Consider the following 25,933-nt stretch of genomic DNA (forward strand, 5'->3'; position numbering starts at 1 on the left):
GGGTCCCTCGCCGAATTGCGAGGATACCCGGATTTGTACATCGTCCCGGGCCTGACCCGGGACCGTGGGCTGTCTTCGGGCGCGACCTCGATCAGTAGCGCCGGGGCGACAGCCCGTGTGGCCCTGCCCAAGGTCCCGGGTCAAGCCCGGGACGACGAGCGGCAGATAGCAAACGGCCCGCCGAATGGCGGGCCGCAAACTCGATCTTACTTACGCAGACCAAGCTTCTGGATGAGCGAGTTGTACCGCGCCACATCCTTCTTCTTCAGGTAATCCAGCAGCGAGCGGCGCTTGTTGACCATGGCCAGCAGACCGCGACGCGAGTGGTTGTCCTTGTGGTGAGCCTTGAAGTGCTCGGTCAGGTTCTTGATGCGCTCGGTGAGGATCGCGACCTGGACTTCCGGGCTGCCCGTGTCGCCAGCGACGCGAGCGTTGTCCGTGATGATGTCCTGCTTCTTTTCAGCGGTAACCGACATTTCATTTACTCCGCGACATCTGAGAGATTGAAACCCCTGGAAACGCGGACGTTTCCGTCCGAAAGCTCCACCAGCGCGACCGGGACGAGACCCTCCTTCGCGCAGTAGAGCCCGTCTTCGTGGGGCATTCCGGTGAGAACGCGGCCCTGTCGGACCGCCCTTGCCTGCTCCGGGTCGAGGTCGATGGCCGGGATGTCGTCCAGCCCCGCCTCCAGCGGCAAGAGTATCTGCTCAAGAGGCGCGCCCTTACCCGTTTCGTTCAATTTGTCCAGCGAAATCGAGCCGGAGAGGTCGAACGGACCGGCCTGCGAGCGGCGCAGCATCGTCACCGTGCCGCATGATCCGAGCGCTTGCGCAATGTCGCGCGCGAGGCTGCGGATGTAAGTGCCCTTGGAGACTTTTGCGAGGAAAGTGACGTAATCCAGGTCCTCCCCCGAGGAAGGAGGTTCGGGGAGGATCTGCAGGGCATGGATCGTGACCGACCGCGACTTCATCTCCACGTCGACGCCCGCGCGCGCGAGGTCATAGGCCCGCTCGCCGTCGATCTTGAGCGCCGAATACATCGGCGGCACCTGCTCGATATCGCCGGTGAACCGCGCCAGCACCGCCTCGATCTGCGCCTTCGTCGGCCGCACCTCGCTGGTCGCGATCACCTTGCCTTCGAGGTCCAGCGTATCGGTCTCCTCGCCGAAGCGCACGGTGAACAGGTAGGTCTTGCTGGCATCGAGCATCCGCCCGGTCAGCTTGGTCGCCTCGCCGATGGCGATGGGCAGGACGCCCGATGCGAGCGGGTCGAGCGTACCGCCGTGGCCGACCTTGACCTTCTTGCCGTAGCCCGCCTCGCGCAAGTTGCGCTTGACCGCCGCCACCGCCTGGGTCGAGCCGAGGCCGACGGGCTTGTCGAGAATGATCCAGCCGTGCGGCATCACACCGGCTCCCGCGCAAAGTCCTGGGGCCAGGCGAGGCGCCGGGCATATTCGGCCACCGCCTGAGGCCACAGCACGCACAGCGCGTCGAAATTCTCGCGATCCCCGGCGTAGAGCGCGCGGGTCGCCTCCTCGTAGCCCGGGCGGTCGCCGGCCATGACGGTGAGGAAGCGGCAGGCGGCATCGAGGCATTCGCGCTCGCTGCGCCCGGCGCGCATCGCCGCCTCGACCAGCTTGCGCAGCGTCACCGAGGCACCGCCGGGCTGCGCGCCCAGCCACTCCCAGTGCCGCGGCAACAGCGTGACCTCGCGCGCCTCGACACCGAGCGCCGGACGACCGCGCGGGCGCGGCGCCGGCTCGGCGAGGTCGAGATCGACCTGGCGGCCGCTGTCGTCGTCGAAGGCCAGCAGGTCGCTGCTGCGGGCGATCGGGCCAAGGTCGCGCAACGGCCCGGCCACGTCGGCCGGCGACCCGCGCGCGATCACTTCGCTCTTGTAGAATACGGTGACGGGCATGAGACGTCCTTTCGCGCACGCCCCTACATTTACCCGGGTTAAACTGTCAATCCACCCGGATTAAAATACCTTGGCCGTTTCGGACGGGCAAGGTCCCGATCCGCAGACCGGCTCTACCTCCCCAGCGCCTCGCTGAAGTGGCGGCGGCACAGGGCGAGGTAGCGGTCGTTGCCGCCGATCTCGGTCTGCGCGCCTTCGCTCACGGCGCGCCCGGTGGCGTCGACGCGCAAGTTCATCGAGGCCTTGCGCCCGCAGTGGCACACCGCCTTGAGTTCGACGAGACTGTCGGCGATCCCCAGCAGCACCGCCGCCCCGGGGAACAGCTCACCCCGAAAGTCGGTGCGCAGGCCGTAGCACAGCACCGGGACGCCCAGCCTGTCGGCGATGTCGGCGCATTGCCACACTTGCGCGGGCGTGAGGAACTGCGCCTCGTCCACCAGCACGCACGACAACGCCTCGTCCGCGTGGGCAGAGCCGACCGCGGCGCACAAGTCGGTATCGGCGACGAAGCGATGGGCGGCGGCGTGCAGGCCGATGCGGCTCTCGATCGCGTGGCCCGCGCCGAGGTCCGCGCTGCGATCGTCGATCGCGGCGGTCCACAGCATCGTGCGCATGCCGCGCTCGCGGTAGTTGAAGTCCGCCTGCAGCAGCGTCGTCGATTTGCCCGCGTTCATGCTGGCGTAGTAGAAATAGAGTTTGGCCATCGATGCTGGGGATAACACCCCACCGGGGCGCACGCACGGTCATCCACGGGCTTCTCCCCGGCGGGATTGCGCCTAACAATCGGGGCGGAGAAGGATGTCCGCAAAGGAGACGCGGCGCGATGGAGCGGAATTGGGCATGAAGACAGGGATCGCCGCGCTGGCGGGCTTCGCACCACCGGCGATCGTCGCGCTCTATGTCGCGCTGGCGCCGCTGGGCGGGGCGCTCGCTCCGCTCGACGCGGCGGCGGCGCAACTCGCGGCCGTGGCAGGGCCCGCCGTCGCTGTCCTCACGCTGCTGGGGCTGGGTGCGGTGCTCGCGCTCGTCGCAGCCGTCGTCGCACGACGGGGCGGCAGGCGCCCGCCGCGCATCGCCCCGATGCAGGCCGAGGCTCCCGAACTGGTCCCCGCGTGGACGCCGCCTGCGCCGGCCGAGCCCTCCGCCGAGGCCCGCGCCGACGCCCGCGCCGACGACCGGATCTCCGGCCTGCGCCGGCGCGCCCTGCCCGATGCGGAATCGTTCCCCGAAACGTCGCCCGCTCCCGAGCCGGAACCGGCGCCCGAGCCGGCACCGGCTCCTGCGGTCGCCCCTGCAGCCACGGTGCCCGCCGCCGCGGTGATCCTCATCCGCAAGCCGCGCGAGCGCGGGCGCGACTGGTTCGGCGACAGTAGCTGGTTCGGCGGCCTGCCCCGCCTCGGCGGCGCGTCCTGGCCGCGCGACGCCGCCGGCACGCCGCTGCCCTTCGCCGCGCAGATCGACCTCGTCGAACTGGCCGTCGCCTGCCCCGACACGCCGCTGCCGCGAACCGGCTCGCTGGCCTTTTTCCTGGGCACCGGCGCGGTCGTGCCGGTGCCCGAAGGCACGCACGACTTCACCGATCCCCCGCGCGACCTCCCGCCCGCCTTCGACGAGGGCGGCGCTCCCTTCCCGGCGACGGCCGGCCGCCTCACCCGCTGGTTCTTCCCCTTCTGGCCGGTGGCCCCGGTCGCGCTCGAGCTGCCCCGCCACTTGCGCGAGCACCGCGAGACCATGCGCGAAGCCGCGATCGAGGAGGCCATGGCGGTGCGCCTGCAACGCCACGCCCCCTTGCGCGACCATCCCTTCTACGCCGCCGGCGTCGGCGCCCCGGTCGAGGCCCTGTGGTGGCATTCGGTAATCCACCTCGCCGACCAGCTCCACGAGGCGCTCGACGCCTGCGCCCGGCCACTTGCGGTCCACCGCGCCGCCCTCGACGACAAGCGCGCCGCCTTCGAGCGCCTGCGCCTCGATCCCCATGCCGATCCGGAGGCGCTCGAACATGCCGCCGAGGCGGCGGACTACCTCGCCGACGAACTGGACATGATGGAAGCGCAAAGCGCCGCGCTCCCCGAAATGGTCGAGGCGCTCGACAACTTCGTCGACGGGCGCGACCCCTGGGCGCAGCTTACGCCCGAGGAACGCGACATGGTCGCCGACATCCTCGCCGAAGTGCACGAACGCTTCGGCGAACTGGTGCGCTTCCACGCCCCCGGGTCGCTGGCGCAACTGGCCACGCTGTCGCTGCGGGCGATGATCTCCGGCCCGCCGGAAACCCTCCCGGCCCTGCCTGACGCGGTGCTGGCGCGCATCAACCGCGACTACCGCCTCCCGCCGGTCGACCAGCACCAGATGTTCGGGCTTCCCGCCGGCCAGGGCCCCGCCCGCAAGGCCCATCGCAGCGACCTGCTGCTGCTCCAGCTCGGCTACGACGACATGATGGAATGGGGCTGGAGCGACGCGGGCCGCTACCAGTTCTGGATCGACGAAGCCGACGCCGTCGCCGGCAACTGGCACGCTGCGACGCTGACGTTCGAGAGCGAGTAAGCCTCGCCCCAGGGGCCATCCGAACCGCGAGTTCAGCCGCGCGCTTCCGCCAGCAGGATTTCCGCCAGGGCTTCCGGGCGGGTGTTCATGACTTGGTGTCCGGCGTCGATGCGGGTGATGCGCCGCGCGTGGAGGCGGTCGGCGAAGCGCTCCTGCCATTGCGCCGGCAGCGCCTGGTCGCGCAGGGCGACGACGTAGCTCGAGGGAACCGCGCGCAAGTGGTCGTAGCGCCAGTCGCGCCGCGCATAGGCGCTCGCCGGCCAGTTGTCGCGGCCGAGCTTGCCGAGGAAGGCCGCCGCCTCCCCTTCCGCCATGTCGTTGCAGAACATCTGCGCATAGCGGTCCGGGATCGTCGTCCCGGGTCCTGCCGGCAGGCCGACTGCCTCGGGATCGGAGCCATGCGGCCCGTTGCCCATCTGCTCGAGGGTGGTGAGCCCGGCCAACGGGGCCGAGCAGGTGACGTAGACCACGCGGCCGACCAGCCCGGCCGGCGCCAGCTCGATCATGTGCGGGATCGTCGTGCCCGCCTGCGAATGGCCCACCAGGAGCACGTCGGACAGGCCGGCCGCCTCGATGTCGGCGATCAACTGGCGGGTCGTCTCCTCGAAGCCGAGCGACGCGGTATCGATCCCGCGCCTGGTCCCGCAGCCCGGCGCGTCGAGCGCGAGGCACCGGGCCGATCCGCCGGACTGCCGATCGATGGCCGCGATCGTCTCGTCCCAGACCCAGCCGCCCTGCCCGCCGCCATGAAGAAACACCAGTCCACGCACGCCCGCTCTCCCTGCCCCTGCTTTGCGGCGAGGCTATCAGGGATGGCACGGGATGGAACCCCCTGGCCCGGCAGGTGGTGCCGGTCAATCCTCCGTGTCGTCGTCCCTCGCGGCCTCTTCTAGGTCGCGCTTGACGCGGGGGTCGTTGAGCAGCGCGTCGATGCGGCTGGCTTCCTCGAAGGTCTCGTCGGGGCGGAACTGGATCTTGGCCGCGAACTTGAGCTTGAGGCGCTGTGCGACTTCGCGCTGGAAGAAGGCGGTGTGCGTGCGCAGCGCCTTGAGCACGGCCTCCTCGTCCTCGCCCAGCAGCGACTTCACGTAGACGCCCGCCTGGCGCAAGTCCGGGGTCATGCGCACTTCGGTGACCGAGACGGTATGCGCGCTCAACGTGGCGTCGTGCACCTGCTGGCGGGTGAGGATCTCGGAGATGATGTGGCGCACTTGCTCGCCCACCTTGAGAAGGCGGACGGAGTGCTGCTCGGGAGTGGTCTGCTGGCGTGCCATCGTCTGGGTCCATTTGAGGCTGCTGCTACAAATTGCAACAATTGATTACGGCTCGATCCCGCTCGTCTGGCGTTATCTGGAATGGAACGAGCCGTCAAAGGAGTGCCCTAATGAAGAAGTTCACCGCCGCCCTCATCGCCGCCGCCCTGGTCGCCCCGACCCTCGGCGCAGTGCCGGCGATGGCCCAGGCCCAGCGTCACGACGACCATCGCGGCAGTGCCCAGTCGCACGACGATCGCGGCCACGACAAGGCCGGCGCCCAGAAGCAGACCTACAAGAGCTTCCGCAAGGGCCAGAAGTTCGACCGCCGCTATGCGCGCAACTACCAGCAGGTCGACTATCGCAAGTACCGCAACCTGAAGGCCCCGCCGCGCGGCTATCACTACGTCCGTTCGGGCAATGACCTCCTGCTCGTCGGCATCACCAGCGGGATCGTATCGGCCGTGACCTCGGGCATGTTCCGCTAAACGCCTTCCAGCCGATAGGCGAAGGGGCGGCCGCTCATGGCTCGGGCGGTCGCCCCTTCTGTCGTGCGCCGCTCACATCTTGGCGAGGATGCGCGCCAGCGAACGCACGTTGCGCGCGGTGCCCCGGCATCCCAGGCGCCTTTCGATGAAGGCGTTCGTCAGCCTGGATTCGCCCACCCCGTCCACATAGTCGATGTAGAGCGCGCGCGGGCCGATCGCGATCGTCTCTGGGCCGCGCGTCGCATGGTCCGCCACCAGCTTGTCGAACGCGGCCCGGTCGGGCTCGCGCTCCAGGAACAGGGTGTGGACGAAATGGTCCTGGCCGATCCCGGTGTAGGGATTGTCCTCGAAGGCGCCGCGCACTTCGTCGCGGTTGCGCACCGCCGCGAACGTGCGGATGTCGAAGCGCTCGAGCATCATGTGCGCGAACAGGTCCTCCAGCCCCTCGGTCGGGCGCTCGTCGAAATCGAACAGGACGTTGCCGCTGGCCACCACCGTCTCGACGTTCTCGAACTCCTCGCGCTCGAAGGCGTAGCGCAAGTCCGCCATGGTGATGCGGTTGCCGCCGACGTTGAGCGAAGCGAAGAAGGCGCAGTAGCGGGTCATCTGGAAAATTCCGTCGAGTGGGGTACATTCGTCATATCACGACTGCGAGATAGCCATCCCGCCTTCCGAGCCAAGGCGTTGCAGCGTCCGGGCTCTTTACATATCCGGCACCGGCATTCTAGCGCCAGCCTCCTCACCGGTCACTGGCGGCCAGGCTCGACGAGAATCACGACCAATTGCGGTAGCGCGACCGCGAAGGTCACGGCGCCGAGTACCATAAGCACCACCGTCTGCCCGTTCACATGGCATCACCACCTTTGCGTCGCAGGTCGTGACCGGAAAAATGCATAGGCGTGGGCACCAGGGCCTTGCGGCCAAATTCCCGACGGACGCGCTCCAACGAAGACGGCCACCGCCGGTTTACCCGACGGTGGCCGCTGGTCTTCGCGTCAAGCCTGGAAGGCTCAGCCGACGGTGCGCTCGCGCTCCGTGACTTCGAACACTTCGAGCATGTCGCCCGGCTTGATGTCGTTGGTGTCGGCCAGGACCACACCGCACTCGAGACCGCCGCGGACTTCGTCCACGTCGTCCTTGAAGCGGCGCAGCGACTGGATGAGCGTCTTCGAAACGATGACGTCCTGGCGCGTGAGGCGGGCATTGATGCCCTTGCGGATGTAGCCGTCGGTGACGAGCAGGCCCGCCGCCTTGTCCTTCTTGCCGGCCGGGAAGACCTGCTTGACCTCGGCGCGGCCGACGACGGTTTCGATCCGCTCGGGGCCCCAGATGCCGGCCATCTGCTTGGCGACTTCGGCGGTCAGTTCGTAGATGATGTCGTAGTACATCATCGGCGTCTTGGTCTTCTCGAGCTGCTCGCGCGCCTTGGCGTTCGGGCGGACGTTGAAGCCCACGATCGGCGCGCCGCTGGCGGAGGCCAGGGTCACGTCGGATTCGGTGATCGCACCGACGCCCGAGCTGAGGATGCGGACCTTGATCTCGTCGTTCGACAGGTTGTTGAGCGCGGCGTTGATCGCCTCGACCGAACCCTGCACGTCGCCCTTGATGACCACCGGATACTCGATGACGCTCTGCTTGGCGGCGAGCGCCGAGAACATCGTGTCGATGTTCGTCGGAGCCGTCGCGGTGCGCTTGGCGGTCGCCTGTTCGCGGCGATAGGACGAGACCTCGCGGGCCCGCGCCTCGCTGTCGACCACGGTGAGCATGTCGCCAGCCATCGGCACGCCGCTGAGGCCCAGGACCTCCACCGGCATCGACGGCAGGGCAACCTTCACCTGGCGTCCCTTGTCATCGAGCATGGCGCGCACGCGGCCGCTCTCGGTGCCGACGACGAGGATGTCGCCGACCTTGAGTGTGCCGCGGTTGACCAGCACGCTGGCGAGCGGGCCCTTGCCCTTGTCGAGCTTGGCCTCGATCACGGTGGCTTCCGCCTCGCGATCGGGGTTGGCCTTGAGTTCCATCAGCTCGGCCTGGAGCAGGATCTTCTCGATCAGGTCGTCGAGGCCCTTGCCGGTCTTGGCCGAAACCTCGACGTCCTGGACGTCGCCCGACATTTCCTCGACCACGATCGAGTGCTCGAGCAGGCGCTCGCGCACCTTCTGTGCATTGGCCTCGGGCTTGTCGATCTTGTTGATCGCCACGATCATCGGAACGCCGGCGGCCTTGGTGTGATTGATGGCCTCGACCGTCTGCGGCATGATGCCGTCGTCGGCCGCGACCACCAGCACCACGATGTCCGTGACGTTGGCACCGCGCATGCGCATCTGCGTGAAGGCAGCGTGGCCCGGGGTGTCAAGGAAGGTGACGAGGTCGCCACCCTTGGTCTTGATCTGGTAGGCGCCCATGTGCTGGGTGATGCCGCCCGCCTCGCCGCGCACCACGTCGGTGCCGCGCAGCGCGTCGAGCAGGCTCGTCTTGCCGTGATCGACGTGGCCCATGATCGTGACGACGGGAGCACGCGGCTTCAGCGTCTCCTCGGCATCGACGTCGGTGGTCGTGTCGATGTCGACGTCGCTTTCCGAGACGCGCTGGATGTTGTGGCCGAATTCCTCGACCAGCAGCTCCGCCGTGTCGTGGTCGATCGTCTGGTTGACGGTCACCATCATGCCCAGCTTGAACAGCGACTTGACGAGGTCGGCGCCCTTCTCGGCCATGCGGTTGGCGAGTTCCTGGACGGTGATCGCGTCAGGCACGATCACGTCGCGGACCTGCTTCTCGCGCTGCTGCTGGCGGCCGCCGTAGCTGCCGCGGCGTTCCTTTTCGCGCGCACGCTTGAGCGCGGCGAGCGAACGGGCGCGGGCGCCCTCGTCGTCGTTGAGCGCGCGGGTGACGGTCAGCTTGCCGGACTGGCGACGATCGCCGCCGACGCCCTTGCCGCGCTCGGCGCCCTGCTGCGGAGCCGGACGGGCCGGAGCGGCCGTGGCACCCTTCTTCGCGTCGGGACGCTTGGCTGCGCCACCCGCGGTCGAAGCCGTGGTGGTCGTGGCCGTCGTGCCGGCGGCTGCGGGAGCCGGGGCGGGAGCGGCAGGCTCGGGCTTGCGGGGCTCGGGACGCGCCACCGGGGTGAAGCGGCGGGCCGCCGGGACCGGCGTGAACGTGCGCGGAGCCGGAACCGGCGTCGCGGCTACCGGCGCAGGCTCGGCCGCCTTGGCGACGGGAGCTGCAGGCGCGGCGGCTTCGACGGGGGCTGCCTCGACGGCGGCGGCGGGCGCAGCTTGCGCGGCGACCGGAGCGGCGGGCGCTTCGGCCACGGGCGCGACCGCTTCAGGCGCGGCTTCGGCCGCTGCGGCGACGGGCTCGGCCACAGGGGCCTGAGCTTCGGCAGCCGGCGCGGGGGCCGGAGCGGCGGCGGCTTCCTGCTCGGCGCGGCGGGCTTCCTCGACGCGGCGCTTCTCTTCCTCGATCGCCCGCACGCGGTTTTCCTGGTCGCGGCGGTTGTTTTCCTCCTGCGAGGCCAGGCGGTCTTCCTCGGCCTCGCGCTGGAGGCGGGCTACGCGCTCCTGCGGCGTCTCGTTCGACGGCGCGGGGCGCTTGACGACCGGAGGAGCGGCCGGGCGCGGAGCCGGGGCCACCGGAGCGGGCGCAGGCGCGGCAGCGACGGGTGCCGCTTCGACGGCGCCTTCGCCGGGCTTGCCGCCGAGCACCTTGCGGCGCTTCACCTCGACCACCACCTTGTTGGTGCGGCCGTGGCTGAAGGTCTGCTTGACCTCACCCGCTTCCACCGAGCGCTTAAGCCCAAGCGGCTTGCGGCCCAGGGTCGGTTTGTTGTCGGTCTCGCTCATAATTCTCGTCTTCGCCCTTCGGTCAGTTCGTCGTCACGGCAGCGGCACCGAGTGCCGCTCCGTCGCCATCATCCATGTCGGTCGCGCTCAAGTCCCCTTGCGGGGTTTCCCGGCTGCCGGTTCCCTCGGCGTTCTCTCCGCCCGGAACCTTACCCTGGAAATGCAATAGGCGCTGCAGCTGCGAATCGACTCGTTGAGCCGCACCGCGATCGTTCAGCGCCAGGTGAACGACGTTGTCGCGGCCCAATGCCACAGACAGCGTGTCCCGGTCCAGTGGCAAGCGCGTACCCCTGAGACCCGATCCCTCTTCGTCGCGCCCGACCCGCCATGCCTGGTCGAGCTTGCGCGATCCGTCCTCGCTCGCATCGGCGGCGTGGGCCAGCCATTCGACCCGGCCTTCCCGCGCGTTCTGCGCGATCCGGTCCGAGCCCATGAGCAGCCTGCCCGACTTGAGTTCGAGCCCCAGCCGGTCGGTGAGAGAGCGCGTCAGCGCGGTCTCGATCCGGTCCGCGAGGTCTTCGGGGATGCTGAGCGCCGCGCCTTTGTAGGCGCGCGCCAGCGCTCCCTTGAGTTTGCCCTTCGAGATCGCTTTTTCAAGGGCTTCGCGAGAAACGCCGATCCACGCGCCGCGCCCGGGGGCACGCGCGTGGACGTCCGGGAGCACCAGGCCGTCCGGCGAGATCGCCAGTCGGACGAATGCGTCCCGCGCAGCTTTCCCGCCGGAGAGGATGCAAGTCCTCTCCGCCTGGGAGCCATCGATGTCGGAGCTTACGCGCTCATTGCGAGGAATCCGCATCGGCGGCCTCCTCGGCTTGCGGTTCTTCCTCGAACCAGTGGGCGCGTGCGGCCATGATGATTTCGTTGCCCTGCTCTTCGTTCAGGCCGTACTCGCCGAGCACGCCACCCTTGTCCTCGTCGCGTGCGGCGCGGCGGTTGACGGTGCCGTCGCGGCGACGCTGCTCGGTGCGCTTCTTGGCGATCAGCTCGTCGGTGGCGAGATCGGCCAGGTCGTCGAGCGTCTTGATGCCGGCGCGGCCCAGCGTGACCAGCATGGCCTCGTTGAGGTGCGGCAGCTCGGCCAGCGCGTCCTCGACGCCGAGAGCGCGGCGTGCCTCGCGGCTCGCTTCCTCGCGGCGCTCGAGCGCTTCCTGCGCGCGGCTCTGCAGTTCCTCGCCGAGTTCCTCGTCGAAGCCCTCGATCGCGGCCAGTTCGCTGATGTCGATGTAGGCCACTTCCTCCAGCTCGCTGAAGCCTTCGGCCACCAGGAGCTGCGACAGGGTCTCGTCGACGTCCAGCTCCTCCTCGAACATCTTCGAGCGCTCGGTGAATTCCTTCTGGCGCTTCTCCGAGGATTCCGCCTCGGTCATGATGTCGATCTGCGAGCCGGTGAGCTGCGAGGCGAGGCGCACGTTCTGGCCACGGCGGCCGATCGCCAGCGAGAGCTGGTCGTCGGGCACCACGACTTCGATGCGGCTTTCCTCCTCGTCGATGACGACGCGGCTGACGGTCGCGGGCTGGAGCGCGTTGACCACGAACGTCGCGGTGTCCTCGCTCCAGGGGATGATGTCGATCTTCTCGCCCTGCAGTTCCTGCACGACGGCCTGGACGCGGCTGCCCTTCATGCCGACGCAGGCGCCGACCGGGTCGATCGAGTGATCGTGGCTGATGACGCCGATCTTGGCGCGCGAACCCGGGTCGCGGGCGGCGGCCTTGATCTCGATGACGTTGTCGTAGATCTCGGGGACTTCCTGCGCGAACAGCTTCTTCATGAAGTCGGGGTGCGCGCGGCTGAGGAAGATCTGCGGGCCGCGGTTCTGGCGCTCGACGCGCAGGACCAGGGCACGGACGCGCTCGCCGACGCGGGCGGCCTCGCGCGGGATCTGCTGGTCGCGGCGGATCACGCCCTCGGCGCGGCCGAGGTTGACGATGACGTGGCCGAATTCCACCGACTTGATGACGCCGGTGATGACTTCGCCGGCGCGGTCCTTGAATTCCTCGAACTGGCGGTCACGCTCGGCGTCGCGGACCTTCTGGAAGATCACCTGCTTGGCCGACTGCGCGTCGATGCGGCCGAGGTCCACCGGGGGCAGCGGATCGACGATGAAGTCGCCGATGGCGGCGCCCTTCTGGAGCTTGTCCGCCTGCTTGAGGTCGACCTGCTTGAAGTAGTCCTCGACTTCCTCGACGACTTCGACGACGCGCCACAGGCGCAAGTCGCCGGTGCGCGGATCGAGCTTCGCGCGAATGTCGTTCTCGGCGCCGTAGCGGTTGCGGGCCGACTTCTGGATAGCTTCTTCCATCGCCTCGATGACGATCGACTTGTCGATCATCTTCTCCGACGCGACGGCATTGGCGATCGCGAGCAGCTCGGCGCGGTTGGCGGAAATCGCACTGGCCATGGCTTAGTCTTCCTGTTCCTCAAGAATGTCGTCTGCACCGCTGGTATCCAGCGGGCGGCTTGCTGCGATCAGCTTGTCGGTAAGGATAAGCCGAGCCGATTGAATGTCTGCCAGCGGGAAGCTGACGGTGCCGGACTTCTTGTCCGTGACCGTCACCAGTTCCGCGCCTGCTTCGCCTTCTATTCCAACGAGGTCGCCATGGAGGCCCTTGCGGTTGCCCTCGATCGGATTGACGAGGTTCACCTTGACCTCGTGGCCGCCCCACTTGGCATAGTCCTTGGGACGGGTGAGCGGGCGATCGATGCCCGGCGAGCTGACCTCGAGCCGATAGGCTTCCTCGATCAGCGTCTCGCCGGCGGCCTCGAGCACGTCCATGCGATCCGAAATCCGGTGCGAGAGCGCCGCGCAGTCGTCCAGCACGAGCTGCCCGGTAGCGGGGTCCTCGGCCATGATCTGCAGCGCGATCTCGTCGTCGCCGACCTCGCTCTTGCCGAAGACGCGCACGCGCACGAGATCGAAGCCCAGGGCCTTGACCTCCGGTTCGATCACTTCGGTAAGACGTACGATATCGACCAAACGACGCTCCAGATCATCACATGCGCTACAACGCGGTTTCGCGCCGGCCCCTACCGGCGCCAGCCCAACCTTGTTTCACCATGTCGGGATGAGCGCCAGATAGGCGCGATTCTGGAAAAAGGCAAGGGGGTGGTTGGACCGCGTGGGCGTCGGGCGGTCAGAAGCCGGAGATCGGGGTGTCGCGGGCGTTGCCGATGGCGAGGTCGTGGTCGGCGAGCGAAGCCACCTTCGCCGTTCAATTCCGAAGCCCGGACAGGTTGTTGAGCGGGCATGCTTCGTATAATCGCCGCATGTCGTAAAATTCCGCGGGACCATCAACGGCGCACCGGAGCCCTACCCCCGCCCCTGATGCAGCCCGTGCTTCTTCAAACAATGCCGCAACTGGTCGTACGTCAGCCCGAGCGCGCCGGCGACCTTGCGCTGGTTCCAGCGCAGGCGCTCCAGCGTCGCCAGCAGGAGGGCGCGTTCGTGGGCCTCGACCGCCGCGCGCAGCGAGGCCGGGGGCTCCTCCTCCTCCCCCACCTCCATCGACGCAGCCGCGACCGCGCGCTCTCCGACCGGCGGCGACATGAGCCAGGGGCTGGCGAAAGGGTCGAACACCACCTCTCCGATCGCGCTGCCTTCATCCCCCCAGCGGTAGACGGCGCGCTCGACCACGTTGCGCAATTCGCGCACGTTGCCGGGCCATTCGTGCGCTTCGAGCGCCGCCATGGCCGCGGCTGAAAAGCCCGGCCAGCGGCCCCATTCCAGCTCGCTCGCCATGCGCCGGCCGTAGTAGTCGGCCAGTTCCGCCACGTCGCCTTCGCGGGCTCGCAGGGGCGGGAGAGTGATGACCTCGAAGCTCAGGCGGTCGAGCAGGTCGGCGCGGAACCGGCCCGCCGCGGCCATGCGCGGCAGGTCGGCGTTGGTGGCGGCGACGATGCGCACGTCGACCGTCAGCGGGCGCGAGGAGCCGATGCGCACCACCTCGCCGTACTCGATCGCGCGCAGCAGGCGTTCCTGCGCGCCCATCGACAGGTTGCCCAGTTCGTCGAGGAACAGGGTGCCGCGGTCCGCTTCCTCGAAGCGGCCGGCGCGGGCGCGGGTGGCGCCGGTGAAGGCGCCCGCCTCGTGGCCGAACAGTTCGGCCTCGATCAGCGTCTCGGGCAGCGCCGCGCAGTTGAGCGTGACGAGCGGTTCGCCCCAGCGCGGCGAGAGGTGGTGGAGGCGCTGGGCGATCAGTTCCTTGCCGGTGCCGCGCTCGCCGATCACGAGCACGGGACGGCGCACGGCGGCGGCACGGCTGGCGCGCTCGACCGCGTCGAGGAAGGCCGTGGACTGGCCGATGAACTGGGCTTCACGCTCCATTCCCAAATGTTAGCGAAATTTCCCGTTCATTGGCAATTCATTTTCGTCGCAACCGCGCGACACCCGGCCAAAAGCGCGAATTTTCGCCATCCGTGCAGTTTGGCACGGTCATTGCGATAACCTCGGCAACAACGTTCAGGACCCAGAGGAAACGCCGCCATGTCATCGCACACCGCCAGCACCGCACCGCGAGAGGTTCGCTCCACGCCAGTGCGCTCCACGCTCGCCCGCACCAGGCTGGCCCGTACGAAGTTGGATTGGGCGATCATCGCCAGCCTCCTCGCGATGGGCGCGCTCAACCTCTACGCAATGGCCGACCAGTTCGGCGTCGCCACCAAGGCCTACGCTGCCTCCGCCGACGCCGGGGCCAAGAGCCACACCTGCGGAGCGCCGCTGGCATGAGCAGGCTCGACGCGGAGGTCGAGATCCTCCAGAATTCGCCCGAACGTCCCGGCGAAGGCGCGGCCACCGCCCGCGCCTATCGCTACACCGCTTCCGATAGGAACGGCGCGGCCAACCCCCGCCCGTTCACCACGAACTTCGCACGAGGAACTACCGCCATGGGCATCTTCTCCCGCACCCGCGACATCGTCGCCGCCAACTTCAACGACCTGCTCGACAAGGCCGAGGACCCGGCGAAGATGATCCGCCTCATCATCCTCGAGATGGAGGAGACGCTGGTGGAAGTGCGCACCAGCAGTGCCCGCACGATCGCCGACCAGAAGGAACTGCGCCGCCACGTCGGCAAGCTCGACAAGCTGCAGGCCGACTGGGCCGACAAGGCGCAGCTCGCGCTCTCGAAGGGCCGCGAGGACCTTGCCCGCGCCGCGCTGGTGGAGCGCAAGAAGGCCGCCGACATGGGCGAGCAACTGGCCGGCGAAGTGCTGGTGCTCGACGATGCCCTGCGCGCCTACGAGGCCGACATCGAGAAACTGCAGACGCGCCTTCGCGAAGCCCGCAGCCGCCAGTCCTCGATCGCGGCACGGTTGCAGAGCGCGGAGAATCGCGTCAAACTGCGCACCTTGCTGGCAAGCGAGCGCGTGGACGAGGCAATGGCCCGGTTCGACCAGCTCGAGCGCCGCGTGGACTACGCCGAAGGCCGCGCCGAGGCCATGAGCCTCTCCGACCATCGCCAGCCCACGCTCGCCGAGGAAATCGCCGCGCTCGCCGATGGCGACACGATCGATGCCGAACTGGCCGAGATGAAGCGCGCCATGGGCTCGCGGGACCAGGCCGCCAAGACGTCGACCGAGCAGTAAACGCGCCAAGCCCAGGGAAAGGAATAACCAGTGTCACGCGGACAGTTCTATCTCGACAAGTCGAACGCCAAGCTCGCAGGCGTCTGCGCGGGGATCGCCGACTATACCGAAGTCGACAGCTTCTGGGTCCGCCTCGCGGCGGTCATGCTGCTGATCTTCGTCTCGCCGGTGGTGATCCCGATCTACATCGCCATCGCCCTGCTCGCCGACAAGCGCCCCATCGGGCTCTACAGCGAGGAGGAGGAAATGCGCCTGCTCCGCCGCTTCGAGCGCCGCCGCAACCGCAAGGGCCTGGGCCGCTCGGTGCCGTCGAGCCACCTGCGCACCGACCTGTCCGACATGGACCGCCGGATCGCGGACATGGAAGCGCACTATTCCAACAGCAACTCGCGCCTCGCCGCCGAGATCGACAGCCTGCGCTGAGCGCATCCGGGCAACAGGGGACAGACAGTGGATACGGGAACTCTGGCGCTGCTCATACCGCTCGCGCCGTTCATCGTCGGCGGCTTCGCGATCTGGACCAGGCACCAGCGCAAGCTCGCCGAACTGCAGATCGAGGCCACCGCCGAGAAGGCCGCGCAATACGCCTCGCACTCGCGCGAGCTGGAGGAGCGCGTGCGCGTGCTCGAGCGCATCATCACCGACGGCGGCTACGACACGGCGGTGCAGATCGAGGCCTTGCGCGACACCCGCGAGGTCGAGGCCGCAAAGCAAGGGACCACCCGGCAATGAGCTTCGGCGACTTCATGGGCCTCGCCGCCGTCATGGGCGCGATGGTGGCGGTGTTCGGCATCCTGGCGGGCGTCTACAAGCGGCGGCTCGCGTTCCTCGAGCGCAAGCTCGAGATCACCGCCGGGCACACCGCGGAAAAGGCCGCGCAGTATGCGACGCACAATTCCGAACTGGAAAATCGCGTGCGCGTGCTGGAAAGGATCATCACGGATGGCGGCAGCGCTAGGGACATCGCCTACCAGATCGAGGCCTTGCGCGATGCCGGCCATGACCAGACCCCCGCGTTCGAGCGTGCAGAGGTGACCAAGCAATGAGTTTCTGGACTGCCGTGGTCGTGCTTTTCGCGATCGGCTGCGTAACCTGGCTGAAAGCGCAACGCTACCGCGCCCTCGGCGACAGGCGAGGCCCGCGCGAAGGCTACGACCACACCGCCCGCGAGCACGAACTGGAACGCGAGGTCGAGGAAATGCGCAAGCGCATCATCGTCCTCGAACGCATCGCCACCGACGACAAGCGCGGCAACGACCTGGCGCGCGAGATCGAGAAACTGCGGGATTGAACCGCGCAACGCGGGATCGGGAACCCGGTCGGCAGCGCCGGGCGTCATCGACTCCCGACTGTTACGGCACCCTTGCATCCAGTTCCGCCAGCCACACCGCCGCGCTGGCGTCCGACGGCGCGCGCCAGTCGCCGCGGGGGGACAGGGCCCCGCCCGAGGACACTTTCGGGCCATTGGGGATCGCCGAGCGCTTGAACTGGCTGAAGGCGAAGAACCGGCGCAGGAACTTCTCCAGCCACGAACGGATCGTCGCCAGGTCGTATTCGTTCTTCTTCGCATCGGGGAAGCCCGAGGGCCAGGCGCCCGCCGACGCCTCGCGCCAGGCGTGCCAGGCGAGGAAGGCGACTTTCGAGGGCTTCTGCCCGAAGCGCATGACGTGGTGCAGGAAGAAGTCGTTCAGCTCGTAGGGCCCGATCTTCGCCTCGGTGCTCTGGATCGCGCCGTCGGCGCCGGCAGGGACCAGTTCGGGCGAGATCTCGGTGGCCAGGATCGCCAGCAGGATCTCCTCGGTCGAGGCGCTGAACTGGTCGGTGGTGGCGCACCAGCGGATCAGGTACTGGATCAGCGTCTTGGGCACGCCCGCATTCACCGCGTAGTGGCTCATCTGGTCGCCGACGCCGTACGTGCACCAGCCGAGCGCCAGCTCGGACAAGTCCCCGGTGCCGATCACGAAGCCACTGTTCTGGCTGGCGAGACGGAACAGGTAGTCGGTTCGCAGCCCCGCCTGCACGTTCTCGAACGTGACGTCGTAGACCGGCTCGCCATCCGCGAAGGCGTGGCCGATGTCGCGCAGCATCGTCGTGGCGGCGGGCCGGATGTCGATCTCCTCCGCGGTGATGCCGACCGCGTTCATCAGCTTCCAGGCGTTGGACCTCGTGCCCTCGCTGGTGCCGAAGCCGGGCATCGTATAGCCGCGGATCGTGGTGCGCGGCAGGCCGAGCCGGTCGCAGGCGCGCGCGGCGACGATCAGCGCGTGGGTGGAATCGAGGCCGCCCGAGATGCCGATCACCATCGACTTCGAGCCGGTCGATTCCAGCCGCCGCATCAGCCCGTCGACCTGGATGTTGAACGCCTCGTAACAGTCGGCGTCGAGCTTGTCGGCGCGGGCGGGGACGAAGGGGAAGCGCCCGACCGGACGCACGAGGCCGATGTCGCCGCGCGCCGGGGCATGGCGGAAGGAGACGGTGCGGAACGTCTCCTCGGGCCGGCCGGCGAGTTCGGCGGCATCGTTGAAGGTCGGCGCGCGCAGGCGGTCCAGGACGATGCGGTCGCAGTCGACGTCGGCCACGCACAACTCGGGATCGAGCGAGAAGCGCTCCGATTCGGCGAGCAGGTCGCCCAGCTCGTAGACGATACCCTGCCCGTCCCACGCGAGGTCCGTGGTGCTCTCGCCATGTCCGGCGGCGCAGTAGACATAGGCCGCCATCGCCCGCGCCGACTGCGCGCGCGCCAGCATGTGGCGCTCGTCCGACTTGCCGATGACGATGTTGGAGGCCGACAGGTTCGCCAGGATCGTCGCACCCGCCATCGCCCCCAGCGACGAGGGCGGGGTCGGCGCCCAGAAGTCCTCGCAGATTTCCACGAAGAAGCGGAAATTGGGCAGCACCTCGCTGGCGAAGACGAGGTCGACGCCGAACGGCACCTCCTGCCCGTTCACCGCGATGGTGGCCCCGCGCATCGCCTTGCCGCTGGCGAACCAGCGCTTCTCGTAGAACTCGCGGTAATTGGGCAGGTAGGACTTGGGCACCACCCCCAGCAGGCGCCCGTGCGCGATCACCAGCGCGCAGTTGTAGAGCCGCCCCTTGCGCGCCAGGGCCGCGCCGACCAGCAGCACCGGGGAGAGATCGGCGCTGGCCTTCACCACCTCGGCGATGGCCGCCTCGACCGCCTCGATCACCGCCCCCTGCAAGTGCAGATCGTCGATCGCGTAGGACGACAGGGACAGTTCGGGGAAGACCAGCAGGTCGACATGCGCCGCATGCGCCCGGCGCGCCTCGGCGAGCACGGCGTCGCGGTTGAAGGCGACGTCGGCGGTGCGCACCCTGGGGGTGGACGTGGCGACGCGCACGAAGCCGTGTTCGTGAAGAGCATAGAAAGGATGGCTGCGGTCTTCGGTCATGGCGTTCGCGTTGTCCTTCGTCGTCCCGGACCTGATCCGGGACCGTGGGCAGCGCCTGAGGCACAAACTCACGGCAAGGCACTGCCTAAAGCACCCCCCACGGCCCCGGATCAAGCCCGCCACGACGATTGGCGTGCAATCTTCCCCTTGCCCTGCGGACCTTCCGGCTTAAATGCCGATGCCATGCGCAGCCTCGACGACATCCGCGAAGAATACGAATTCCTCGATGGCGACGAACGCTATCGCCTCCTCATCGAGCTGGGCCGCGAGCTGGACGACATGCCCGACGCGCTCAAGACCGACGCCACCAAGGTGCGCGGCTGCTCGGCCAGCGTCTGGGTCTATCCCACCGCGCGCGAGGACGGGACCCTGCACTTCCTCGCCGACAGCAACGCCGGCATCACCAAGGGCATCGTCGCCCTGGTGATCGCCAGCGTGCAGGACCGGCCCGCCGCCGAGGTCGCCGCCACTAACATCGCCGAGGCCCTGGCCCCGTTCGACCTGAAGAACCAGCTTTCGTCCAACCGCACCCAGGGTGTGCCCAACATGATCGCGCTGATCCGGGAGACCGCGGCGCGCTATGCACAAGCTTAGCCGCGGCGCCTGGTACGCCGGCGGGATCGTCTTCGTCGGCCTCGGCACGCTGGGCATCTTCGTGCCGCTGCTGCCCACGGTCGTGTTCTACCTGCTGGCGATCTGGTGCTTTTCCAGGGGCAACCCGGAACTGGCCGAGCGACTCTACGACCACCCCACCCACGGCCACCACTTGCGCGCCTGGCGCGACCGCCGCGCGATCAGCCGCAAGGGCAAGATTGCGGCGCTGGCGACGATGGCGGTGAGCGTGGCGGTGGTCTGGTTCACTGCCGGCGGCTGGTGGACGCTGATCCCGGTCGCGGTGCTGGCGACGATCGGGACGTGGATCTGGACGAGGCCAGAGTAACGAGGCGTTGGAGTAGAGAAGCGCCACGGTCCCGGATCAGGTCCGGGACGACGACAGGTTTCACCGCTCCTCCACCGCCTCGCGCAGCACCGCGATGCCCCGGGCCCGCTGCTCGCGCAGCTCGCGCTTGAGCGTGGCGGGATCGCGGGCGAGGACGAAGCCGAAGCTCACCCCGCCCTCCTTGCCGATCGTCGCGTGGTGCAGCTTGTGCGCCTGCACCAGCCGCTTGGCGTAGCCGCGCTTGGGCACCCAGCGGAAGTAGCGCTGGTGCACCAGGCCGTCGTGGACCAGCGTATAGATGACGCCGTAGACCAGCACGCCCAGCCCGATCCAGGTCCCCGGCCCCCACGCCTGCGCCCCCATGACCAGCGGCGAGCCCAGCGCGAACATCGCGATGCTGATCGCGGCGCCGAACAGGGCGAAGAGGTCGTTCTTCTCGAGCAGCTTGTCGTGCGGTTCGTGATGGTCGCGGTGCCAGGCCCAGCCGAAGCCGTGCATGACGTACTTGTGACTCGACCACGCCACGAACTCCATGGCGGCGACGGTGGCAACGACGATGGCGATGACGGCGGGGACGGACATGGCGGCCTTATAGCAGCCCCGCGCGGCCTTGCGACACTCTCTTACAATCGCACACTTTTGTGCGACGGGTCATATCGCTGGCGTTCAGCTTCAAAACCCTAAACCTGAATGCATCGGAAGCGAGGTCGCGAACCTCCCCGACCCAGGGTTCAAACATAGGAGTGTCACCATGCGCAAGTTCACCAAGCTCGTCGCCCCCGCCCTCGTCGCCGTCCTCGGCTTCTCGGCAGTTGCACCGACCATCGCCGAGGCTGCGCCCCGCCACGAGGCGGCGCGCTACACGCCCAACCGCAACGCCTCGATCCGCGCCGACATCCAGGGCCTGCGCGGCCAGATCGATCGCGCCGCCGCCCGCCGCACGATCTCGCAGCGCGAAGCCGCGGGCCTGCGCCGCGACGCCGCCAATATCCAGCGCCTCTACGCCCAGTACGCCCGCGGCGGCCTGAGCGGCCAGGAGACCCGCATCCTCGAAAGCCGCGTCGACAGGGTCCAGGTCGCCCTGCGCGCCGAGCGCCACGACCGCGATCGTCGCCGCGGCTGAAACGAAAATACGCAAAATCAGGCAGGTCCGGCCCTTCGCGAAGGAGGTCGGGCCTGCCGGCGCATGAAAGTACCGCCGCACAGCGAGCGAATCCGCCCTTGCCCCTTGAATTGAAGGCCCCGCGCGCTTAATCGCGCCTCATCATGACAAACAAACCGCGCACCCTCTACCAGAAGATCTGGGACGCCCACGTCGTCGACAGACGCGACGACGGCACCTGCCTCATCTATATCGACCGGCACCTCGTCCACGAAGTGACGAGCCCGCAGGCTTTCGAAAGCCTTCGCGCCGCCGGCCGTCCGGTGCGCCGTCCCGATCTTACGCTCGCGGTTCCCGACCACAACCTGCCCACCACCGCCCGCCGCGACTCGGCCGGCGGACGCGTGCCCATCGCCGACCGCCAGAGCGCGCAGCAGCTCGACCTGCTGGAGACGAACGCACCTGCCTTCGGCATCCGCTACATCGGCGATGCCGACCGCGAGCAGGGCATCGTCCACGTCGTCGGTCCCGAGCAGGGCTTCTCGCTGCCCGGCGCGACGATCGTGTGCGGCGACAGCCATACCGCCAGCCATGGCGGCCTGGGTGCGCTGGCCTTCGGCATCGGCACCAGCGAGGTCGAGCACGTGCTCGCCACGCAGACGCTCCTGCTCAAGCAGTCGAAGTCGATGGAAGTGCGCGTCGAGGGCAAGCTCGGCGCCGGCGTCACGCCCAAGGACGTCGTCCTGCACGTCATCGGCGTCATCGGCACGGCCGGCGGCACCGGCCACGTCATCGAGTTCTGCGGCAACGTCTTTACCGAGATGACCATCGAGGGGCGCCTGACGGTGTGCAACATGGCGATCGAGGGCGGCGCCCGCGCCGGCCTCGTCGCGCCCGACGAGACCACCTTCACATACGTGAAGGGACGCCCTTACGCGCCCACCGGCGAGGACTGGGACAAGGCGCTCGCCTGGTGGAAGAGCCTGGCGACCGATGCCGGCGCGACGTTCGACAAGTCGGTCCACATCCGCGCCGAGGACATCCAGCCCACCATCACCTGGGGCACCAGCCCCGAGGACACCTCGGCGATCGGCGGCCTCGTCCCCAGCCCCGAGGACTTCGCCGACGCCTCCAAGCGCGACGCGGTGAAGCACAGCCTGGAATACATGGGCCTCGTCCCCGGCACCAGGCTGACCGACGTGGAAGTGCAGAACGTCTTCATCGGCAGCTGCACCAACAGCCGCATCGAGGACATCCGCGCCGCCGCCGCAGTCCTCAAGGGCCGCCACAAGGCCGACAACGTCAAGTGGGCGATCGTCGTCCCCGGCTCGGGCCTGGTCAAGGAACAGGCCGAGGCGGAGGGGCTCGACAAGATCATCATCGACGCGGGCCTGGAATGGCGCGAGCCGGGCTGCTCGGCGTGCCTGGCGATGAACCCGGACAAGGTTCCCTCGGGCGAACGCTGCGCCTCGACCAGCAACCGCAACTTCACCGGCCGCCAGGGCCCGGGTGCACGCACCCACCTGATGAGCCCGGCGATGGCCGCCGCCGCTGCCGTCACCGGCAAGCTGACCGACGTGCGCGACCTCGTCGCCGCGAACTGATAGGATAGCCGCCATGTCCGACGATTCCGAAAACTCGCTGGCCTCCCGGGCCGCCCTCGCCGCCGGCGCCGCCATCGGCTCCGCCGCCATCGCCGCCGCGCTTCTCTTCGTGAAGCGCCGCAGCGACCGCAAGAAGGCCGACGCCAAGCCCGGCGCCACCAGCACCGCGCCGCACTATCCCGAAGCGACCGACTGATGCAGGCGATCAACCACGTCGCCGGCAAGGCGATCCCCTTCGGCCGCAAGAACGTCGACACCGACGTCATCATCCCGGCGCACTGGCTCAAGACCGTCACCCGTGACGGCCTGGGCGAAGGCGCCTTCGAGGCGATCAAGAAGGAGGACGGCAACGTCTTCACCGACGAGCGCTGGGCCGGCGCGCCGATCCTCATCGCCGGCGACAACTTCGGCTGCGGCTCCAGCCGCGAGCATGCCGCCTGGGCGCTGCTCGACATGGGCGTGACGTGCGTGATCGCGCCGAGCTTCTCGGACATCTTCTCGGGCAACGCGTTCAAGAACGGCATCCTCACCGTGGCGCTGCCGCAGGCCGCGATCGACCGCCTGATGGAGGTCGCGCAGGACCAGCCGATCGACATCGACCTCGATACGCAGACCGTGACGACCCCGTTCCAGGACCGCTTCACCTTCGAAATCGACTCCTTCCGCAAGCACTGCCTGCTCAATGGCCTCGACGAAGTGGGCCTGACGATGGCGCAGGGCGACGCGATCGCGGCGCACGAGGCGAAGGCCCGCGAAAGCCTGCCGTTCCTGGCCAGGACCCTGGCGAGCGCTTGACGCGCAGATCCTCCCCGTCGCGCAACGCGATGGGGAGGGGGACCGCCGAGGCAGTCGTGGTGGAGGGAGAGAAGCCCTCGCTCAGCCGCCAAGCGACTGCCGCCTTCCCATCGCTTCGCTACAGGGAGGATCGGCGCTGGAGACGAATCGGGATTGAACCCGGCCCCCGCGCAACGTATCGGCTGAAACCGACCCCGCGCCTTCGCACTTGCGAGACGCTATCATTCGAGGTTGTCCGATGACGAGTTTCCAGGATCGCGAACGCGCCGAAGAAGCCAGGTTCGCGCACGACGCCGACACCACCTTCCGCATCCAGGCCCGCCGCAACCGCCTCGTCGGCGAATGGGCGGCCGAGCGCATGAAGCTCTCCCCGGCCGAGACCGACGCTTACGCCAAGTCCGTCGTCCAGGCAGACTTCGAGGAAGCCGGCGACGAGGACGTGATCCGCAAGCTGCTGGGCGACCTCACCGCCGCCGGCGTCGACACCACCGAGGGCGAGATCCGCACCGCGCTCGAAGCCAAGCAGGTCGAGGCGCGCCGCGCCTTCCTGGGTTAAGGACTTTCCCCATGGCGATGTCTTCCGAAGAAATCGAAACCCTCATCCGCGCCGCACTGCCGGACGCCGAGGTGACGATCACCGACCTCGCCGGCGACGGCGACCACTATTCCGCGCATGTCGTCTCCGCCAGCTTTGCCGGCAAGCCCCGCGTCGCCCAGCACAAGCTGGTCTACGAAGCGCTGGGCGGCCGCATGGGCGGTGTGCTCCATGCCTTGCAACTCACCACCGCCGTCCCCAACTGACGTCGCATACAGTTAGAGGTTATCCGAAAATGTCCGACGTCAACGCCCGCATCGCCGGCATCGTAAACAGCAACGACGTGGTCCTGTTCATGAAGGGCACCCCGTTGTTCCCGCAGTGCGGCTTCTCCAGCCGCGCCATTGCCATCCTCGAACACCTCGCGGTCCCCTACGAGACCGTCGACGTGCTGCAGGACATGGAAATCCGCCAGGGCATCAAGGCCTTCTCGGAATGGCCGACGATCCCGCAGCTCTACATCAAGGGCGAATTCGTGGGCGGAAGCGACATCATGATGGAGATGTACGAGGCCGGCGAGCTGCACCAGCTCGTCGCCGACGCCGGGATCGCCGCGCAAAACTGACCCTCGCGCAGGCGCCGCATCTCGAAGGCCCGGGTGGAAACGCCCGGGCCTTTCGCGTTCGCCCCTCCCGTCGTCCCGGGACCGCGGGGCACTGTGGAGGCTATAGCGCGCGACGGGCCAATGCGACGCTGAGTCCGCGCTCGTGCTCGTGCGGCCCTGCCCATGGTCCCGGATCAAGTCGGGGCTGGCGATATCGGGAAATACCGAGGTCAAGGAGTCGGGGAGGCGGGGCCGTGAGACTGATCGGCCCCGCCTCTATCGAGACTGCTTCAGGGTACGAAATATAACTAAGCACGAGGCGTGCCAGTTTCAACCATCGCCCGAAAACCGCCAGTCCTGCAGCACCGAGCAACGCCTCGTGTCGACCATGTGTAAAGCACACCGACACCCTTTTCCGCCGGAGCGACGCAAATTCCCCTTGCCGCCCCGGCGCTTGCGGGCGACAGCCGGGGGATGCCCTCCACTGCTCCCTCAGACCAGCCGATGCCCGCCGACGGGCCCTCTGTCGTCCCTGCCGCGACGGTCGTGATCTTCCGCCGCCCGACGGCCAGCGGGCCCCTCGAAGTGCTGATGGTGCAGCGTGCGAAGGAAATGCGCTTTGCCGGTGGCGCCGCGGTGTTCCCCGGCGGCCGCGTCGATCCCGCCGACTACGAGCTGGCCCGCCGCCTCCTGCCCGACGAGGCGCAGGAGATCGCCGCCGCCCGCGTCGCCGCGATCCGCGAGACGCTGGAGGAAACCGGCCTGATGATCGCCACCCGCCAGCCCGTAGGCGCCGCCGAAGCGGCCGCGGCGCGCGCGCTGCTGCTGGAGGACGGCCGGCTCGGCACCGTGCTGGACCGCTTCGGCTGGGACCTGGAGCCCGCCGCGCTGACGTTCTTCGCGCACTGGTGCCCGTTGTGGGACAAGGCCTTCGACACCCGCTTCTTCGTGACCGACCTGGGCACCGGCGCGGTCGACATCACCGTCGATGCCACCGAGAACACCCGCCTGTTCTGGACCGGCGCCGCACGGGCCCTGGAGATGGCGGACAGCGGCGAGATCTCGGTGATCTTTCCCACCCGCCGCAACCTCGAGCGCCTGGCACGCTATGCCGACCACGCCGAAGCGCTGGCCGACATCGCCGCGCATCCCGTCGCACGCATCCACCCGACTCTCGAGAACCGCGACGACGGCGAATGGCTGGTCATTGCCGCCGGCCATGGCTACCCGGTGCTCGGCCAGCCGAAAGCGACCGCGCGGCGCGGGTGAACCGCCCCAGCGCGGACTGGCCTTTGTTTGCACGCGATTTTCCTAGTCG

32 protein-coding genes are annotated in these 25,933 nt (G+C 68.4%); 18 read left to right on the forward strand and 14 right to left on the reverse strand.

Features of this window, described 5'->3' with window-relative positions; all coding sequences use genetic code 11:
• Positions 1-206: 206 nt before the first annotated feature.
• The 4 genes from rpsO to ACFFDA_RS18730 form a co-directional block, all read right to left on the reverse strand.
• Positions 207-476: a 30S ribosomal protein S15 gene (gene rpsO, locus ACFFDA_RS18715; protein ID WP_008993704.1), complete on the reverse strand. Its 270-nt coding sequence runs from the start codon at positions 474-476 to the stop codon at positions 207-209.
• Between the two features lie 5 nt (positions 477-481).
• Positions 482-1,402, reverse strand: coding sequence for a tRNA pseudouridine(55) synthase TruB (gene truB / locus ACFFDA_RS18720; RefSeq protein WP_404482283.1), 921 nt, complete (start codon positions 1,400-1,402; stop codon positions 482-484).
• The gene (locus ACFFDA_RS18725; protein ID WP_404482284.1) at positions 1,402-1,917 is read right to left on the reverse strand and encodes a DUF2239 family protein; all 516 of its coding nucleotides are present in this window, start codon (positions 1,915-1,917) and stop codon (positions 1,402-1,404) included. Before ACFFDA_RS18725 ends, truB begins: the two co-directional genes overlap by 1 nt.
• Before the next feature lie 113 nt (positions 1,918-2,030).
• Positions 2,031-2,621, reverse strand: a complete 591-nt coding sequence (locus ACFFDA_RS18730; protein WP_404482285.1) for a thymidine kinase — start codon at positions 2,619-2,621, stop codon at positions 2,031-2,033.
• 136 nt (positions 2,622-2,757) lie between these two features.
• Here ACFFDA_RS18730 and ACFFDA_RS18735 point away from each other — a divergent pair, with 136 nt between their 5' ends.
• Positions 2,758-4,461, forward strand: coding sequence for a DUF1963 domain-containing protein (locus ACFFDA_RS18735; RefSeq protein ID WP_404482286.1), 1,704 nt, complete (start codon positions 2,758-2,760; stop codon positions 4,459-4,461).
• Between the two features lie 32 nt (positions 4,462-4,493).
• Here ACFFDA_RS18735 and ACFFDA_RS18740 read toward each other — a convergent pair whose 3' ends face one another.
• Together ACFFDA_RS18740 and rbfA are read right to left on the reverse strand one after the other, a co-directional pair.
• Positions 4,494-5,231 (reverse strand): alpha/beta fold hydrolase, encoded by a 738-nt coding sequence (locus tag ACFFDA_RS18740; protein ID WP_404482287.1) that lies wholly within the window; start codon positions 5,229-5,231, stop codon positions 4,494-4,496.
• An 84-nt stretch (positions 5,232-5,315) separates the two neighbouring features.
• Positions 5,316-5,735, reverse strand: coding sequence for a 30S ribosome-binding factor RbfA (gene rbfA / locus ACFFDA_RS18745; protein ID WP_404482288.1), 420 nt, complete (start codon positions 5,733-5,735; stop codon positions 5,316-5,318).
• A gap of 110 nt (positions 5,736-5,845) precedes the next feature.
• Here rbfA and ACFFDA_RS18750 point away from each other — a divergent pair, with 110 nt between their 5' ends.
• The gene (locus ACFFDA_RS18750; RefSeq protein ID WP_404482289.1) at positions 5,846-6,202 is read left to right on the forward strand and encodes an RcnB family protein; all 357 of its coding nucleotides are present in this window, start codon (positions 5,846-5,848) and stop codon (positions 6,200-6,202) included.
• Positions 6,203-6,274: 72 nt separating this feature from the next.
• On the opposite strand, the gene ACFFDA_RS18755 is transcribed toward ACFFDA_RS18750, so the two are convergent.
• From ACFFDA_RS18755 to pspF, 6 genes are all read right to left on the reverse strand, one after another.
• Positions 6,275-6,808 carry a DUF1697 domain-containing protein gene (locus ACFFDA_RS18755; RefSeq protein WP_404482290.1) on the reverse strand — a complete coding sequence of 178 codons (534 nt, stop codon included), beginning with the start codon at positions 6,806-6,808 and terminating at the stop codon, positions 6,275-6,277.
• 404 nt (positions 6,809-7,212) lie between these two features.
• Positions 7,213-10,044: a translation initiation factor IF-2 gene (gene infB / locus ACFFDA_RS18760; RefSeq protein ID WP_404482291.1), complete on the reverse strand. Its 2,832-nt coding sequence runs from the start codon at positions 10,042-10,044 to the stop codon at positions 7,213-7,215.
• 22 nt (positions 10,045-10,066) lie between these two features.
• Positions 10,067-10,840: a DUF448 domain-containing protein gene (locus ACFFDA_RS18765; RefSeq protein WP_404482292.1), complete on the reverse strand. Its 774-nt coding sequence runs from the start codon at positions 10,838-10,840 to the stop codon at positions 10,067-10,069.
• Positions 10,821-12,443: a transcription termination factor NusA gene (nusA, locus tag ACFFDA_RS18770; RefSeq protein WP_404482293.1), complete on the reverse strand. Its 1,623-nt coding sequence runs from the start codon at positions 12,441-12,443 to the stop codon at positions 10,821-10,823. The genes ACFFDA_RS18765 and nusA overlap by 20 nt, the downstream gene beginning before the upstream one ends.
• 3 nt (positions 12,444-12,446) lie before the next feature.
• On the reverse strand, positions 12,447-13,019 hold the full coding sequence (gene rimP / locus ACFFDA_RS18775; RefSeq protein WP_404482294.1) for a ribosome maturation protein RimP: 573 nt from the start codon (positions 13,017-13,019) through the stop codon (positions 12,447-12,449).
• Positions 13,020-13,352: 333 nt separating this feature from the next.
• Positions 13,353-14,366 carry a phage shock protein operon transcriptional activator gene (gene pspF, locus ACFFDA_RS18780; RefSeq protein WP_404482295.1) on the reverse strand — a complete coding sequence of 338 codons (1,014 nt, stop codon included), beginning with the start codon at positions 14,364-14,366 and terminating at the stop codon, positions 13,353-13,355.
• 159 nt (positions 14,367-14,525) lie between these two features.
• Here pspF and ACFFDA_RS18785 point away from each other — a divergent pair, with 159 nt between their 5' ends.
• The 6 genes from ACFFDA_RS18785 to ACFFDA_RS18810 are packed head-to-tail and all read left to right on the forward strand — an operon-like array spanning position 14,526 to position 16,916.
• Positions 14,526-14,768, forward strand: coding sequence for a hypothetical protein (locus ACFFDA_RS18785; protein WP_404482296.1), 243 nt, complete (start codon positions 14,526-14,528; stop codon positions 14,766-14,768).
• On the forward strand, positions 14,765-15,625 hold the full coding sequence (pspA, locus tag ACFFDA_RS18790) for a phage shock protein PspA (protein ID WP_404482297.1): 861 nt from the start codon (positions 14,765-14,767) through the stop codon (positions 15,623-15,625). Before ACFFDA_RS18785 ends, pspA begins: the two co-directional genes overlap by 4 nt.
• 30 nt (positions 15,626-15,655) lie before the next feature.
• Positions 15,656-16,048: a PspC domain-containing protein gene (locus ACFFDA_RS18795; RefSeq protein ID WP_404482298.1), complete on the forward strand. Its 393-nt coding sequence runs from the start codon at positions 15,656-15,658 to the stop codon at positions 16,046-16,048.
• Between the two features lie 27 nt (positions 16,049-16,075).
• Positions 16,076-16,357, forward strand: a complete 282-nt coding sequence (locus tag ACFFDA_RS18800; protein WP_404482299.1) for a hypothetical protein — start codon at positions 16,076-16,078, stop codon at positions 16,355-16,357.
• Positions 16,354-16,671 (forward strand): hypothetical protein, encoded by a 318-nt coding sequence (locus tag ACFFDA_RS18805; protein ID WP_404482300.1) that lies wholly within the window; start codon positions 16,354-16,356, stop codon positions 16,669-16,671. The genes ACFFDA_RS18800 and ACFFDA_RS18805 overlap by 4 nt, the downstream gene beginning before the upstream one ends.
• Positions 16,668-16,916, forward strand: a complete 249-nt coding sequence (locus ACFFDA_RS18810) for a hypothetical protein (protein ID WP_404482301.1) — start codon at positions 16,668-16,670, stop codon at positions 16,914-16,916. The genes ACFFDA_RS18805 and ACFFDA_RS18810 overlap by 4 nt, the downstream gene beginning before the upstream one ends.
• Before the next feature lie 61 nt (positions 16,917-16,977).
• Here the strand turns inward: ACFFDA_RS18810 and ACFFDA_RS18815 are convergent, their stop codons facing one another.
• Complete coding sequence (locus ACFFDA_RS18815) at positions 16,978-19,035, reverse strand: NAD(+) synthase (protein WP_404482302.1); 2,058 nt, start codon at positions 19,033-19,035, stop codon at positions 16,978-16,980.
• A 183-nt stretch (positions 19,036-19,218) separates the two neighbouring features.
• On the opposite strand from ACFFDA_RS18815, the gene ACFFDA_RS18820 reads away from it, so the two are divergent.
• Positions 19,219-19,629 carry a SufE family protein gene (locus ACFFDA_RS18820; RefSeq protein ID WP_404482303.1) on the forward strand — a complete coding sequence of 137 codons (411 nt, stop codon included), beginning with the start codon at positions 19,219-19,221 and terminating at the stop codon, positions 19,627-19,629.
• Positions 19,616-19,975 carry a YbaN family protein gene (locus tag ACFFDA_RS18825; protein ID WP_404482304.1) on the forward strand — a complete coding sequence of 120 codons (360 nt, stop codon included), beginning with the start codon at positions 19,616-19,618 and terminating at the stop codon, positions 19,973-19,975. Before ACFFDA_RS18820 ends, ACFFDA_RS18825 begins: the two co-directional genes overlap by 14 nt.
• Positions 19,976-20,035: 60 nt before the next feature.
• Here ACFFDA_RS18825 and ACFFDA_RS18830 read toward each other — a convergent pair whose 3' ends face one another.
• Entirely contained in the window at positions 20,036-20,557 is a 522-nt protein-coding gene (locus ACFFDA_RS18830; protein ID WP_404482305.1) for a sterol desaturase family protein, read from the reverse strand.
• 169 nt (positions 20,558-20,726) lie between these two features.
• Between ACFFDA_RS18830 and ACFFDA_RS18835 the strand changes: the two genes are divergently transcribed.
• The 8 genes from ACFFDA_RS18835 to ACFFDA_RS18870 all read left to right on the forward strand — a co-directional run bounded on the left by ACFFDA_RS18835 (position 20,727) and on the right by ACFFDA_RS18870 (position 25,884).
• Positions 20,727-21,098 carry a hypothetical protein gene (locus ACFFDA_RS18835; RefSeq protein ID WP_404482306.1) on the forward strand — a complete coding sequence of 124 codons (372 nt, stop codon included), beginning with the start codon at positions 20,727-20,729 and terminating at the stop codon, positions 21,096-21,098.
• Between the two features lie 143 nt (positions 21,099-21,241).
• Positions 21,242-22,681, forward strand: a complete 1,440-nt coding sequence (gene leuC, locus ACFFDA_RS18840; RefSeq protein ID WP_404482307.1) for a 3-isopropylmalate dehydratase large subunit — start codon at positions 21,242-21,244, stop codon at positions 22,679-22,681.
• Positions 22,682-22,694: 13 nt separating this feature from the next.
• Complete coding sequence (locus ACFFDA_RS18845) at positions 22,695-22,877, forward strand: hypothetical protein (RefSeq protein WP_404482308.1); 183 nt, start codon at positions 22,695-22,697, stop codon at positions 22,875-22,877.
• On the forward strand, positions 22,877-23,476 hold the full coding sequence (gene leuD / locus ACFFDA_RS18850) for a 3-isopropylmalate dehydratase small subunit (RefSeq protein ID WP_404482309.1): 600 nt from the start codon (positions 22,877-22,879) through the stop codon (positions 23,474-23,476). Before ACFFDA_RS18845 ends, leuD begins: the two co-directional genes overlap by 1 nt.
• Before the next feature lie 238 nt (positions 23,477-23,714).
• Entirely contained in the window at positions 23,715-24,032 is a 318-nt protein-coding gene (locus ACFFDA_RS18855) for a DUF1476 domain-containing protein (protein ID WP_404482310.1), read from the forward strand.
• Positions 24,033-24,043: 11 nt separating this feature from the next.
• On the forward strand, positions 24,044-24,277 hold the full coding sequence (locus ACFFDA_RS18860; RefSeq protein WP_404482311.1) for a BolA family protein: 234 nt from the start codon (positions 24,044-24,046) through the stop codon (positions 24,275-24,277).
• A 29-nt stretch (positions 24,278-24,306) separates the two neighbouring features.
• Entirely contained in the window at positions 24,307-24,636 is a 330-nt protein-coding gene (grxD, locus tag ACFFDA_RS18865) for a Grx4 family monothiol glutaredoxin (protein WP_404482312.1), read from the forward strand.
• Between the two features lie 453 nt (positions 24,637-25,089).
• Complete coding sequence (locus ACFFDA_RS18870; protein WP_404482313.1) at positions 25,090-25,884, forward strand: NUDIX domain-containing protein; 795 nt, start codon at positions 25,090-25,092, stop codon at positions 25,882-25,884.
• Positions 25,885-25,933: the final 49 nt, after the last annotated feature.

Source organism: Novosphingobium sp. BL-52-GroH, from assembly GCF_044813085.1.
Lineage (GTDB): Bacteria > Pseudomonadota > Alphaproteobacteria > Sphingomonadales > Sphingomonadaceae > Novosphingobium.